Source organism: Rhizobium sp. R339 (assembly GCF_002211395.1).
GTDB lineage: Bacteria > Pseudomonadota > Alphaproteobacteria > Rhizobiales > Rhizobiaceae > Rhizobium.
On the sequence record NZ_LOKV01000012.1, the window covers coordinates 550,378 to 563,024 of the forward strand.

Annotated in this window: 10 protein-coding genes; 5 read left to right on the forward strand and 5 right to left on the reverse strand. The window is 61.7% G+C overall.

The window, feature by feature from the left end; genetic code table 11:
• Positions 1 to 32: 32 nt before the first annotated feature.
• Positions 33 to 929: a GGDEF domain-containing protein gene (locus tag ATY76_RS16650; RefSeq protein ID WP_088676082.1), complete on the reverse strand. Its 897-nt coding sequence runs from the start codon at positions 927 to 929 to the stop codon at positions 33 to 35.
• 207 nt (positions 930 to 1,136) lie between these two features.
• On the opposite strand from ATY76_RS16650, the gene ATY76_RS16655 reads away from it, so the two are divergent.
• The 3 genes from ATY76_RS16655 (at position 1,137) to ATY76_RS16665 (ending at position 5,285) form a co-directional block, all read left to right on the forward strand.
• Positions 1,137 to 1,940 carry a potassium channel family protein gene (locus tag ATY76_RS16655; RefSeq protein ID WP_088675827.1) on the forward strand — a complete coding sequence of 268 codons (804 nt, stop codon included), beginning with the start codon at positions 1,137 to 1,139 and terminating at the stop codon, positions 1,938 to 1,940.
• A 153-nt stretch (positions 1,941 to 2,093) separates the two neighbouring features.
• Positions 2,094 to 3,386, forward strand: a complete 1,293-nt coding sequence (locus tag ATY76_RS16660) for a mechanosensitive ion channel domain-containing protein (RefSeq protein WP_088676083.1) — start codon at positions 2,094 to 2,096, stop codon at positions 3,384 to 3,386.
• A gap of 126 nt (positions 3,387 to 3,512) precedes the next feature.
• On the forward strand, positions 3,513 to 5,285 hold the full coding sequence (locus ATY76_RS16665; RefSeq protein WP_088675828.1) for an SLC13 family permease: 1,773 nt from the start codon (positions 3,513 to 3,515) through the stop codon (positions 5,283 to 5,285).
• A gap of 12 nt (positions 5,286 to 5,297) precedes the next feature.
• Here ATY76_RS16665 and ATY76_RS16670 read toward each other — a convergent pair whose 3' ends face one another.
• The gene (locus ATY76_RS16670) at positions 5,298 to 6,170 is read right to left on the reverse strand and encodes a helix-turn-helix domain-containing protein (protein ID WP_088675829.1); all 873 of its coding nucleotides are present in this window, start codon (positions 6,168 to 6,170) and stop codon (positions 5,298 to 5,300) included.
• 92 nt (positions 6,171 to 6,262) lie between these two features.
• On the opposite strand from ATY76_RS16670, the gene ATY76_RS16675 reads away from it, so the two are divergent.
• Positions 6,263 to 7,825 (forward strand): 4-hydroxyphenylacetate 3-hydroxylase N-terminal domain-containing protein, encoded by a 1,563-nt coding sequence (locus tag ATY76_RS16675; protein WP_088675830.1) that lies wholly within the window; start codon positions 6,263 to 6,265, stop codon positions 7,823 to 7,825.
• A gap of 10 nt (positions 7,826 to 7,835) precedes the next feature.
• Positions 7,836 to 8,348: a flavin reductase gene (locus tag ATY76_RS16680; RefSeq protein WP_064824119.1), complete on the forward strand. Its 513-nt coding sequence runs from the start codon at positions 7,836 to 7,838 to the stop codon at positions 8,346 to 8,348.
• Positions 8,349 to 8,365: 17 nt separating this feature from the next.
• Here the strand turns inward: ATY76_RS16680 and ATY76_RS16685 are convergent, their stop codons facing one another.
• Genes ATY76_RS16685 through ATY76_RS16695 form a run of 3 tightly spaced genes read right to left on the reverse strand, consistent with a single transcriptional unit; the run spans position 8,366 to position 12,573 of the window.
• Positions 8,366 to 9,595 (reverse strand): cytochrome P450, encoded by a 1,230-nt coding sequence (locus ATY76_RS16685; protein ID WP_245309934.1) that lies wholly within the window; start codon positions 9,593 to 9,595, stop codon positions 8,366 to 8,368.
• Positions 9,580 to 11,058, reverse strand: coding sequence for an aldehyde dehydrogenase (locus tag ATY76_RS16690; protein WP_088675831.1), 1,479 nt, complete (start codon positions 11,056 to 11,058; stop codon positions 9,580 to 9,582). Before ATY76_RS16690 ends, ATY76_RS16685 begins: the two co-directional genes overlap by 16 nt.
• Before the next feature lie 60 nt (positions 11,059 to 11,118).
• Positions 11,119 to 12,573 carry an APC family permease gene (locus tag ATY76_RS16695; RefSeq protein ID WP_088675832.1) on the reverse strand — a complete coding sequence of 485 codons (1,455 nt, stop codon included), beginning with the start codon at positions 12,571 to 12,573 and terminating at the stop codon, positions 11,119 to 11,121.
• Between the last annotated feature and the right edge of the window lie 74 nt (positions 12,574 to 12,647).

Here is a 12,647-nt window from a genome sequence, read left to right on the forward strand (position 1 = left end):
GCGTTCTTCTCAATCCGCTTTTTTGTCGATCTTCAAGCAGCTCGGACCCGATCACGGCCGCTGAGTTTGGCGGCGTACAGCGCCTGATCGGCGCGCCTATAGAGTTCGGGCGCGCTGTCCGCCGTCAGGCATGCGGCAACCCCGGCCGAGCAGGTGTAGGAAAAATCGGGCGATTCCGCCAGCGGGCGGGAAAACCGGATCATCATCAACATGCGTTCGATGATCTCGATGGCGTCTTCCAGACAGGTGCCAGGCATCGCCAGAACGAATTCCTCTCCTCCCACGCGCCCGAAGCAGTCGGTGCGCCGAACATGCTGGTGGATTCGCTGCGCGAAGTCGCGCAGCACGAGATCGCCGGCGTGATGGCCGAGCCTATCGTTGATGTGCTTGAAATTGTCGATGTCGAACACGGCCAGGCATCCTAGGCCGCCGTCTCCGGCGGCGACAAGCATGTCCTCTATCCGCGCCATGACGAAGCGCCTGTTGGCAACGCCGGTCAGCTCATCGGTTTGAGAGGCCTTAATCGCCAGGTCCCGGTCCTGCCGGACGCTTCGCTCCTCGGCGCGCAGGCTGGTGATATCGCTCGCGACACACAGCATCCAGCCGTTCTTCTGGACGGCCTCCGTCATCCAGAGCCAGCGGCCGTCCGCCAGGTCGGTTTCGAACGCCCGGTAGCCGATCTTGCCCCGGCGGGACTGCGTCGATCGCAACCACTCCTCGAAATTGCTCGCATGAATGACCGTGCCCCGTCCCAGCTCGAAATTCCGCCGCATCAGATCCGGCCAAAGCGGCCTCTCGTCAGGTTGGATGAAATAGGCCGAACGGAACGCCCTGTTGGCATATCGCAGCCGGTCATCGGCATCATAGACCGCCATGAGCGTCGAGGTATTCGCAGAGAGCTGCAGAAGCTGTTCGACGATCTCGTCCATATCGAACCCCGCCTGGTTGCCGATGGCATCATACCGCGCGGATTCCGAGAGAAAAGACCTTTCGGGCAAAAGCCGCCTCCCAGCTGGCTATATCCACTGCGTGAGGCGCGCCCCGGGGCAGGCCCGCGAAACATCGGCAGGGGAAAACGATGAAGGCGCCGTTCCGGCGTTCTTGACCGCTGCCGATCGGCTCATATCTGCCCCGGGATGGATCTGCCTCGTCGCCCGCACCGTTCGTTTTCCAGAAGGATTGCCCGTCTCAGGACCACCATTCGCCGTATAGAGCGTGGCCGGGACCGCTGGGCGCTGCGGTGGCAGGCGCTGCTGGCTTCGATCGACATCGGCATCCTGGTATTCTTCATTCTCGGCCCCTATTTCAGGAGCGGCCCCTCCTATCTCGTCATCGATTATGCCATCGCTGCCTGGATCGGCTGCGAGCTGGCGGCGCGGGCGCTTGGCGCCGACCGCCCAGCCAGCTTCCTGCGGCGGCTGATGACGTGGGTGGACCTCGTCATTCTGGCGACGCTCCTGTTCCCGGACTTGCTGTTCAACTTCGCCTTCCTCCGCGCTATGCGGATCTGGGCGATCGGCAAGAGCCCTTTGCTGCGCGAAGGCCTGCGCCGCGCCGGCTGCATCCGGTATCAGGATGTCGTGCGCGCCTGCCTCAACTTCCTGGTCTTTCTCTTTCTGGTCACCGGCTTCGTCTACACGGGCTTCTTTTACGGCAGGCCGGGTGGAGAGGGTTTCGTCGATGCGCTTTATTTCACGGTGGCGACCATCACGACGACCGGGTTCGGAGACATTACCCTGCCGGGAACGCTTGGAAAGCTGACCTCGGTGGTGACGATGATCGTCGGCATTTCGCTTTTCGTCCGTCTTGCGCAGGCGGTGGTGCGCCCTCACAAGGTCAACTTCCCCTGCCCCAAATGCGGGCTCCAGAGGCATGATGTGGACGCGGTGCATTGCAAGGCTTGCGGCGAGCTGCTGAACATCCCTGACTTCGACGACTGACCGGCCTTTGGCGTTTTCCTTGTCGCGCGCTTTGATCCCTCCGCTGCGATCATCGGATTCAGTCTTCAAAAAGGAATGCCGGTGCGTGTTGCTTCCAAATGAACTAAACTCATGCGATCGCTTTATCCAGCTGACATTCATCGGATCATCATCATGAATATCAAGCAGATGACCGAGATCGCCGAGCGGTGGCTGACGACATTCGTCCTGAACGAATGGACGTTCTATCAGCTCGCGATCATCGCGGCCGGCTACGGTTTTGCGTCCTTCCTTGCCTCACGCACCGAGCCTGCGATGGAAGCAAGAGCGCGCCTGATCAAGGGCAATCCAGACCTGCTTCGCGTCATCATTGCTCTTATGCGCCGGCTTATGTGGCTTTTCCTGGTGGCATGGCTGTGGCTCGCCAATGTCGTGCTGAGCATGAGCGCCTGGCCCTCGCAACGCTGGCTCGTCTCCACCGCTCTGACGCTGGCGGCCGCATGGTTCGTCATATCAGTCCTGACCAAGATCATCCGCAACCCAACCCTGTCACGGGCCGTCGCCATCGCCAGCTGGAGCTACATCGCTCTTTATGCAGTCGGCCTCGATGGACCGGCTCTGTCTGCTCTCGACGGGCTCGCGATCAATCTGGGCGCGGTGCGATTCTCGCTTTTGCTTGTGCTCAAAGTCGTGGTCCTGGCGATAGCCTTGATCTGGATCGCCGTTCTCGTCGGAAATGTGCTTTCCAATTCGGTCCAGCGGTCGGCCGACCTGTCGCCTTCCATCAAGGTTCTGATCAGCAAATTCATCAAGATCAGCCTGATCATGATCGCGGGAGCCATCGCTTTGTCGGCGACGGGTGTCGACCTTACGGCGCTGACCGTTTTCTCAGGCGCGGTCGGCGTTGGAATAGGCTTCGGCCTTCAAAAAGTGGTATCGAACTTCATCTCCGGCATCATCATCTTGCTCGACAAGTCGATAAAGCCGGGTGACACGATCACACTCGGCGACACATTCGGCTCGATCCGTGATCTGCGCTCGCGCTTCGTTTCCGTGATCACCAGAGATGGCAAGGAATACCTCATTCCGAATGAACAGTTCATATCGCAGCAGGTCGTCAACTGGTCGTTCTCAAGCGATTTCGTCCGTATCGACGTGGACTTCGGGACCTCGTATGACAGCGATCCGCATCAGGTCGCCAAGATCGCCATAGCGACAGCGTCAACCGTGGCCCGGGTCGAAAACCAGTATAACCCACCCGTCTGCTGGCTGACCGGCTTTGGCGCTTCGTCGCTCGACTTTAGGCTTCGCTTCTGGATTTCGGACCCGGCGAACGGGCTGACCAACGTTCGCGGCCAGGTTCTGATGGCGCTGTGGGACGCCTTCAAGAAAGCCGGGATATCGATCCCGTTCCCACATCATGAAATCGTCCTGAAAAGCCCCGTCGAGATCAAACAACCGGACTGATCTGTTGCTCCAACACTTGCCGATGAGAATCGCATCTGGGAACTTGCCGATCTCCGCTTCGTTTGCAGCGGCGTCTCTGTATCGCCTGCCTGTTCGTGACATTTCAGCCTTATTTTGTGGAACCCCATGACGACACAACAGATATTCGCCTTCTCCGTCATCGCGGTCATGATGGCGGTGTTCATCTGGGACCGGTTTCGCTACGATATCGTCGCCTGCTGCGCCCTGGTCATCGCGGTCGCCATCGGCATCGTGCCGCCAAACAAGGCGTTCTCCGGATTTGCCGACGATATCGTCATCATCGTCGGCAGTGCCCTCATCGTCAGCGCGGGCGTCGCGCGGTCCGGCATCGTCGATACGGCGATCAAGAAATTTTTCCCGAACCTCAACACGTTGCACACCCAACTCGCGCTTCTGATGGTGGTGGTGGCCGTGCTTTCCGCCTTCATCAAGAACATCGGCGCGCTGGCAATCATGATGCCGGTCGCTTTCCAGTTTGCGAAAAAGTCAGGCGTATCGCCATCGAGATACTTGATGCCGATGGCATTCGCCGCCTTGCTTGGCGGGCTGATGACCCAGATCGGGACTTCGCCGAACATTGTCGTATCGCGGCTGAGGGAGGAGCTGACGGGATCTTCCTTCACCATGTTCGACTTTACCCCCGTGGGCGCCATCCTGACGGTGGTCGGCATCGCATTCCTTCTGTTCTTCCACTGGCTGGTGCCGAGCCGCACAAGGCAGAATAGCTCGATCGAAGATGCCATCGAAATCAAGAACTATGCGAGCGAAGTGACGATCCCCGAGGGGTCGATCCTGCGGGAGGAGCCGTTGAGCGCATTGCTCAAAATAGGTGACGGCGAGGTCATCGCCACCGCCGTGCTGCGCGGCGCGACCCGCATGGCTCCCTTCCCGGACCTCAGATTGCGGGAGAATGACATTGTCCTGTTGGAAGGACCCTCCGCCGCAATTGACCGCCTTGTATCGGGAGGCAAGCTTCAGCTCTCCGGAAAACCCCTGCGCGAGAACGGCCAGCCGCAAGCAGACATTGTTTCTCTGGAAGCGATCGTCAGCCAGGAGTCCTCGCTTGCGGGCCTGTCGGCCAAGGAACTTGCGCTTTCCTATACCCGGGGTGTCAATCTCCTGGCCATCAGCCGCGGAGGTGAACGCCTCAAGGAGAGGCTCGGTAGCCTGACGCTGGCAACGGGGGACGTGCTCGTGCTGCAGGGCAGCCGCACAAGCCTGACCGCCTTGCTGCAGGACTTTGCGCTGTTGCCGCTTGCCCAGCGTGAAGTCTTGCTCGGCACCCGGCGACGCGCCTTTGTCCCGCTCGTTATCCTCGCCCTCGCCATGGCGACGACGGCCGTGGGCATCGCCTCCGTACCCGTCGCGTTCTTTGCCGCCGCGCTCGGAATGGTCGTGTTTCGTGCGATCCCGCTGGCCGATGTCTACAAGGCCGTGGATGGCCCGATCCTCGTCATGCTCGCAGCCTTGATCCCGGTCTCGGATTCGCTGCGCACATCAGGAGGCAGCGAGCTGATCGCAGGCTGGCTTGGCGGCGCTGCGGCAGGTCTGCCGCCATGGGGTGCGCTGGCATTGATCCTGGTGACCGCCATGGGGGTAACGCCATTTCTCAACAATGCCGCAACCGTGCTGGTGATGGGCCCGATCGCCGCAAGTTTCGCGACAAACCTCGGTTTCAGGCCCGAGCCCTTCCTGATGGCCGTCGCCATCGGCGCCGGCTGCGACTTTCTGACCCCTGTCGGCCACCAGTGCAACACGCTGGTATTCGGGCCTGGCGGCTATAAATTTTCAGATTATCCAAGGCTGGGCCTGCCCCTTTCCTTGCTGATCATTTTCGTCAGCGTGCCTGCTCTGCTTTATGTCTGGCCGGTTCGATAAAAACATATTTGCTCATTCCTGTCGCAGATGATGACGGCGCCACGCAGCTGGGGCCTCTCCCGTCATTCTGCGGAAAAAGCGCGAGAAATATGCCGGGTCGTCAAAGCCGACCTCATGGCCGATATCCTCGACGGAGCGGATGGTGAACAACAAAAGACGCTTCGCCTCCAGCAGCCGCCGTTCCAACAGCAGTTCCTTGACAGACCGTCCGAAGACCTCGCGGGCCGCCTTGTCGAGAAGATGCGGCGTGGTCGCAAGCAGGGTCACATAGGTCCCGACCGGCCAATCCTTCCTGTAATGCAGATCGATCTCGCGACGCAGCGCCAGACCGAGCGAGACGGTCGGCGACGTGGATGGCAGAGCCGCGCGGCCGCCGATGCGGCCCATCAGCGAAAGTACGACTGATATCAGGCCGGAGAGCACCTTTTCGCCTTCAGCGCCCCGCTCGCGATAATCCTCGAAGATCATGTCGAGCAGCACCTTAAGCTTCGGCCATACCGGATCTGCGGGCTGCCCGGTCAGGAAGATCGGCGCGTCGAGATCGAGTACGACCTGCGGCGCGATCGCCTTCAGCATATCGTCGGAAACCGACACGACGATCGCGTCGGCGTTCTCGCCGACATCGAATGCATGCACGACGTTACTTGGCACGAAGCTCACGGCGGGAGCGGAAAAATTCCAACTCTCCTCTTCTATCCGATAGGATCCGCCGCCCTGAAACCAGTAGGTGATCTGTCCCATCAGCGGATGTTTGTGGGGTGAGACATGGCCGAAATGCACGGTTTTTCGCTCCATCACCGTTTCGACATGCAGGAAGCCGACCTCGAGCGAACGGCTCGGCTCGCCATAGACGAAGAAATTCGGAACCTCGTTTCGCATCACCATGCCGAAAAAAGTACCAGCGAATTGCGGGCTTTGTCCATGGCCGCGCGCGCCGTTCGCGCTTAGTTTCGTCCCATCACAGGGAGGAGATGCTTATGCGAGCCGAAGATCACCGCAGCGACAAGACAAGACCGTTTACCGGCGCCGAATATCTCGCGAGCCTGCGCGACGGGCGCGAGGTCTATATCAACGGCGAGCGCATCGCCGATGTAACGGCCCATCCCTCCATGCGCAATTCCGCCCGCTCAATCGCACGGATGTATGACGCGCTGCATGACGAGAAGACCAAGGACCGCCTGACCTCGCCGACCGATACCGGCAATGGCGGCTATACCCATAAATATTTCCGGGTGGCGAAATCCTCCGCCGAACTCGCGGCCCAGCAGGGCGCCATCGCCGATTGGGCTCGCATGTCCTACGGCTGGATGGGCCGCACGGCCGATTACAAGGCGGCGCTGATGAACACGCTCGGCGCCAATGCCGACTGGTACGGTCCGTTCAAGGAGAACGCGCTCGCCTGGCACAAGCGCGCGCAGGAATCCGTGCTGTTCATGAACCACGCGATCGTCAACCCGCCGATCGACCGGCACAAGCCGGCCGACGCCGTCAAGGATGTCTTCGTCCACATCACCAAGGAGACCGATGCCGGCATCTACGTCTCAGGCGCCAAGGTGGTGGCGACCTCCTCGGCGCTGACGCATTACAACTTCCTCGCCCAGAGCTCGGCGACGGTGACGGAAGACCCCTCTCTGTCGGTCATGTTCATCGTCCCGATGAACGCGCCTGGCATCAAGATGTTCTGCCGCGTCTCCTATGAGCAGACCGCCAACACCGTCGGCCATCCCTTCGACTATCCCCTGTCGTCGCGCTTCGACGAGAACGATGCGATCCTGGTGCTCGACAATGTCTTCGTGCCCTGGGAGGACGTGCTGGTATTGCGCGATGCGGCCAAGATCCTGTCTTTCCACCCGGCCTCCGGCTTCATGCACGGCTATTGCTTCCAGGGCTGCACGCGCTTTGCCGTCAAGCTGGACTTTATGGCGGGGTTGCTGGCCAAGGCGCTGCGCGCCACCGGCGGCGACGCCTTCCGCGGCAATCAGGCCGCACTCGGCGAGGTCATCGCGCTGCGTCACATGTTCTGGTCCTTTTCTAACGCCATGGCCCACAATCCGCAGCCATGGGCGAACGGCGCCGTCCTGCCCAACATGGAGGCCGCGCTTTCCTACCGCACCTTCATGTCGGAGGCCTATCCGCGCGTCATCGAGACGGTGCGCAAGGTCGTCGCCTCGGGGCTGATCTATCTCCCCTCCTCCGCCAAGGATTTCGAAAATCCCGAGATCGACCGCTATCTCGCCCAATATGTGCGCGGCTCCAACGACATGGGCCATGTCGAGCGTATCAAGATCATGAAACTGCTCTGGGATGCGACCGGCACCGAATTCGGCGGCCGTCACGCGCTCTACGAACTCAACTATGCCGGTGCGCCCGAGGAAGTCCGGCTGCAGGTGCTGAAGGGTGCGGAGCGCGGCGGTCGGCTGAGGGAGATGGAAGCGCTCGTCGACCAATGCATGAGCGATTACGACGAAACCGGCTGGACCGGCGACACCTGGCTGCCGCCGCTCGGTCAGGCATCCGCCGTCCGCAACGCGGCCGAATGAGGAGATGGCCATGGAGGAGCAAGTCTCGAAAACCGAGTTCCGCGACGCGATGGCCAGGGTCTGCGCCCCGGTCAACGTCATCACCACCAACGGACCTGCCGGGCGCGGCGGGTTTACCGCCACCGCCATGTGCAGCGTCACCGACGAGCCGCCGACGCTGCTCGTCTGCATGAACGGCCGTTCGGCCCAATGCGGCGTCTTTCTCGAAAACCACCGCTTTTGCGTCAATGTGCTCGCGGACGACCACCAGGAACTGGCCGGCTATTTCGCCGGTCGCCAGGCGGACATGGCGGCACGCTATGCCGCGGCGGAATGGGTCGACATGCCATCGGGAAGTCAGGCGCTGGCCGGCGCCATGGTCTCCTTCGACTGCCGGCTTACCGAGGCCCGCCTGGTCGGCACGCACCACATTTTCATCGGCCAGGTCATTGGCATTCGTTCGCGGACGGATGGCAATGCACTGCTTTATTTCGACCGCAATTACATCAACGTGCCGACACAGGTGGGGAGCTTCGGAGGCTAGCGTATCGGCTGTAACACCTATCGCAGCGTGACGTTCAATGCCGAAGGCGCACGGAATTCCCAGCCGCGAAACCGCACCGGGCCATCATCATGGAGCGCGATCGCGGGCGAATGGTCGATCAGATAGCGGAGCGCCGAGGTGATCTGCTGTCGGGCAAACCAGCGCCCTGCGCAGAAGTGATGGCCAAAGCCGAAGGCCGCATGACTTCCCTCGTTGCGATGAATGTCGAAGCGTCCCGGATCCGTGAACCGACTTTCGCAATGTGACGCCGAGGCGAGCACGGCGGCGACCGGCTGATTGGCGGGGATCGTCACGCCGCCGATTTCGACAGCCTGTGTCGTCTGCCGCGTTTGCGTGCCGATCGGCGTCACCCAGCGCAAGCCTTCGTCGACGGCGCACGGCAGAAGCGCATCGGGATCGCCCTTCACTTCCGCGAACTGAGCCGGGTTTTGCAAAAGCCCAGCCATGATCGAACCCGCTCCGTGGCCAGGCTCCTGCATACCGCCGAGCAGCAGAACTTTGAGGGTCGGCAGCACGAAGTCTATCGTGCGGACCTCGCCCTCCGGCATGCCGTCATGCAGCATATGCGACAAGGCGGAATCGTCCGGTTCTTCGATGAGTTTCTGCATCACGGGGGTCACGATCCCGGTGATTTCCGTGCTGATCGCATCGGCAACGGCCTGCCGCTCGGGATCGCATTCGAAATTGATCGCCCCCTGCGCCAGGCCGAAGAACCAGCGCCTGAGCGTTTCGAGATCGACATGGCCGAGCCCGAGTGAATGAGCGAGGCTGAGGATCGAAATCGGTTCGAAATAGGCCGACATCAGATCGCCGCCGCCACTGTCTCGCAAACGCTCATGGTATTCTCGGGCGATCGGCAGGACCAGATCGTCCATATAGGCGGCAACACGCTTTGGATGATATTTCGGATCGACGCCGCTGCGAAGGTTTTTGTGCACTGGACCGTCAGCGGTCAGGATGGTCGGTTTGCCCCAGCTCCGGTCGAGCGGCGAGCTTTGGACCGCGGCAGTGAAGATTTCCGGCGTCTTCGACAGGTATTCGACATCCTTGAAACGCGTTACGAACCAGAGATTGACAGCGGGGATATAGCGACCGGCATCTCGCGCCGCAATCTGGCATAGATCGGATAAGGATCGGCTTCGAGGTCCTCGACCGTAATGGTTTCGGGGAAAGTCATGGGCAGCCTCCTCCTGCTGGCCGAAATTCCGGTTCAGAGCTGGATCCACGCGGTTTTCAGATCGACATATTTATCCAGCGCATGCAGCGATTTGTCGTGGCCGTTGCCCGATTGCTTGACGCCGCCGAGCGGCACGCTGTTGTCGGCGCCGCCATAGGTGTTGACGTGCACGACGCCGGCGCGGATGCCGCGCACCATGCGGTGGGCGCGCGACAGGTTCGAGGTCCAGACGGCGGAGGCGAGGCCATATTCCGTGGCGTTGGCGATCTGCAGGGCGTCCGCCTCCGTCTCGAACGGAATGATCGACAGGATCGGCCCGAAGACCTCTTCGCGGGCAAGCGTCATGGATGGCGTGACATCGAAGACGGCCGGGCGCATGTAATAACCGCCCGTTTCTTCCAGAATGCGCGCGCCGCCGGTGCGCAATTGTGCGCCTTCCGACAAGGCCTGGGCGACGTGACCGAGATCCTTCTGCAGCTGGATCTCGCTTGAAATCGCGCCTGCTTCGGTGGAAAGCTGCAGGGGGTCGCCGACCTTCATGGCCGCGGCAATGCCGGCGACCTTTGCTGAAAATTCCTCGTGGATCGATTTCTCCACAAGCAGGCGGGAGCCCGCGACACAGACCTGGCCGGAATTGCGGAAGATGCCGTAGGCCGAGACCTTGGCGGCCTGATCGAGATCCGGCGCATCGGCAAAGACGATATTCGGCGATTTGCCCCCGAGTTCCAGATAGACGCGCTTCAGGTTGGAACGCGCCGAATATTCGAGCAGACGCCGCCCGACCGGGCCGGAGCCGGTAAAGGCCAGCACATCGATATCCATGTGCAGTCCGAGTGCTTCGCCGCTGACGGCGCCGCGCCCGGTGACGACGTTGAGCACGCCATCCGGCAATCCCGCTTCGGCGCAGAGTTCGGCAAGCCGCAGCAGCGTCAGCGACGCGCCCTCGGCCGGTTTCAGCACCACGGAATTGCCGGCCGCAAGGGCCGGCGCAATCTTCCAGGCGCCGATCATCATCGGGAAATTCCACGGCACGATGGCGGCGACGACGCCGACTGGCTCACGGTGAACGAGGCCGAGAATGTTGTCGGCCGTCGGGGCGATCTCGCCATAGACCTTGTCGATCGCCTCGGCATAGTAGCGGAAGGTGCCGGCGGCACTGCCCGGCTCGGCCTTCAGTGCCATGGAGATTTCGGTGCCGTTGTCGCGCACGCCGAGCACGGCGAGTTCGAGCGCGTTTTTCTCGATCAGTTCGGCGATCTTCAGCAGCACCTTCTTGCGCTCGGCAGGGGCTGCCCGCGACCAGCCGCCCTTTTCGAAGGCGTGCCGCGCCGCCTTGACCGCCTGGTCGACGTCTTCGGCGCCGGCATCGGCGATCGTCGTCAGCCTCGTCCCGTCGATCGGCGAGATGACATCCATCGCGCCGCCGCTGACGGCCGGGCGCCAGGCGCCGTCGATGAACAGTGATTGGGAGGGAACGGACAATGTCCGGAGCTGATCGATCTTGTCCTGCATATCATGCCCTTATAAGAAAAGGGTGGCGGAGATGATCCGCCACCATTGATGCGGTTCGCGTCAGGCTTCCTGCCCGGCGCCGAGCCGGGCAAAACCGATGGCATCCGCCGATTTCAGCCGCGCCGCCGCCAGCAGCCCGACAATTCCGGCGATCAGCACGAGACCCGGCAGGAACACGGCGAGCACGCCATTGGCGCCGGCGATGGCGCCGAAATTCGCCGAGATATAATAGACCAATGCCAGCAGGATCAGTCCTGTCACGACCGGCAAGATCTTGACGGCCAGGACATTGTGTTCGAGCCCCGGATTGCGGCTGAAGAACACGACGATCGCAAAGGCCGTGAAGGCCATCAGCAGAATGATGGCAAGCGTCGCGACATTGGTCAGCCACGAAAACAGCGCCAGAACCGGATCCTGGCCGGTCAGCGCAAAGAGCGCCACGACGAGAACCGCAATGACGGTCTGGATGAGCGAGCCGATATGCGGGCTCTGGAAGACCGGATGGGTGACGCCGACGGACTTCGGCAGCAGGCCTTCGCGACCGGCGACATACATGTAGCGCGCAACGCCGTTGTGGAAGGCAAGGACGCCGGCAAACAGGCTGGTGATGAAGAGGACGCTCATCACCACAGTGATCCAGTGGCCGACATAACGCTCGGCAAGGCCGAAGAGGAAGGTCGTGGGATCGGCGAGGCCCTGAAGCTCGGGCACCAGCTTGTCGACGCCGGCGCCGTTCACCATCAGCCAGGAGGTCAGCATGTAGAAGAGGCCGATGATCAGCACCGAGATATAGGTGGCGCGCGGCACGGTCTTGTGCGGTTCGCGCGCTTCCTCGCTGTAGATCGTCGTCGCCTCGAAGCCGATAAAGGCGGCGAAGCAGAACAGGATGCCGACTGCGGCGTTTCCGCTCCAGAAAGCAGTCGGCGTGAAGGGTGCGGCGGAAAGGCCGGCATCGCCGCCCTTGACGACGATCGCCGCGTCGATGACGAGGACGACGAGATATTCGAGAATGACGAGCACCGTCAGCACCTTGGCCGAAAGATCGACCCGCCGGTAGCCGAAAACGGCGACGAAGGCGATGCCGATATAGCTCCAGACCCACCAGGGAAGGTCGAGGCCGATCTGCTCGGCGAAAAAGCCCTTGGTTGCCGCGCCGAAGAGGCCGAGAACGCCGATCTGCATGGCGTTATAGGCCAGGATCGCGATCAGCGCCGCCGCTCCGCCCATCAGGCCGCCGAGCCCCTGCGCGGTATAGGCATAGAAGGCGCCGGCATTGCGGATATGGCGCGCCATGGCGACGTAGCCGACAGCAAACAGCAGCAGGATGCTGGTCACCAGCAGAAAGGTCAGCGGAATGCCCGCTCCGTTGCCGAGCATCATCGACAGCGGCACGCCGCCGGCGACCGCCGTCAGCGGTGCGGCGGCCGAGACCACCAGGAAGGTCACGGCGCCGACGCCGAGACTGTTCTTGCGCAGCTGGTTCTCAGCCGGGCCTTGCGAATTTTGCGTATTCATCTGTCTTCGTTCCCCTTGCGTAAGAGTATCCGATCATCGCTGCGATTGCGCGCAGGCGACCTCCACCAGAACCG

What these genes read in the sequence shown, in the direction of transcription:
- ATY76_RS16650 (WP_088676082.1), bottom strand. Translation starts at nt 929, where the DNA reads ATGGACGAGATCGTCGAACAGCTTCTGCAGCTCTCTGCGAATACCTCG.
- ATY76_RS16690 (WP_088675831.1), bottom strand. Translation starts at nt 11,058, where the DNA reads ATGCAGGACAAGATCGATCAGCTCCGGACATTGTCCGTTCCCTCCCAA.
- ATY76_RS16670 (WP_088675829.1), bottom strand. Translation starts at nt 6,170, where the DNA reads ATGGTGATGCGAAACGAGGTTCCGAATTTCTTCGTCTATGGCGAGCCG.
- ATY76_RS16660 (WP_088676083.1), top strand. Translation starts at nt 2,094, where the DNA reads ATGAATATCAAGCAGATGACCGAGATCGCCGAGCGGTGGCTGACGACA.
- ATY76_RS16675 (WP_088675830.1), top strand. Translation starts at nt 6,263, where the DNA reads ATGCGAGCCGAAGATCACCGCAGCGACAAGACAAGACCGTTTACCGGC.
- ATY76_RS16665 (WP_088675828.1), top strand. Translation starts at nt 3,513, where the DNA reads ATGACGACACAACAGATATTCGCCTTCTCCGTCATCGCGGTCATGATG.
- ATY76_RS16655 (WP_088675827.1), top strand. Translation starts at nt 1,137, where the DNA reads ATGGATCTGCCTCGTCGCCCGCACCGTTCGTTTTCCAGAAGGATTGCC.
- ATY76_RS16695 (WP_088675832.1), bottom strand. Translation starts at nt 12,573, where the DNA reads ATGAATACGCAAAATTCGCAAGGCCCGGCTGAGAACCAGCTGCGCAAG.
- ATY76_RS16680 (WP_064824119.1), top strand. Translation starts at nt 7,836, where the DNA reads ATGGAGGAGCAAGTCTCGAAAACCGAGTTCCGCGACGCGATGGCCAGG.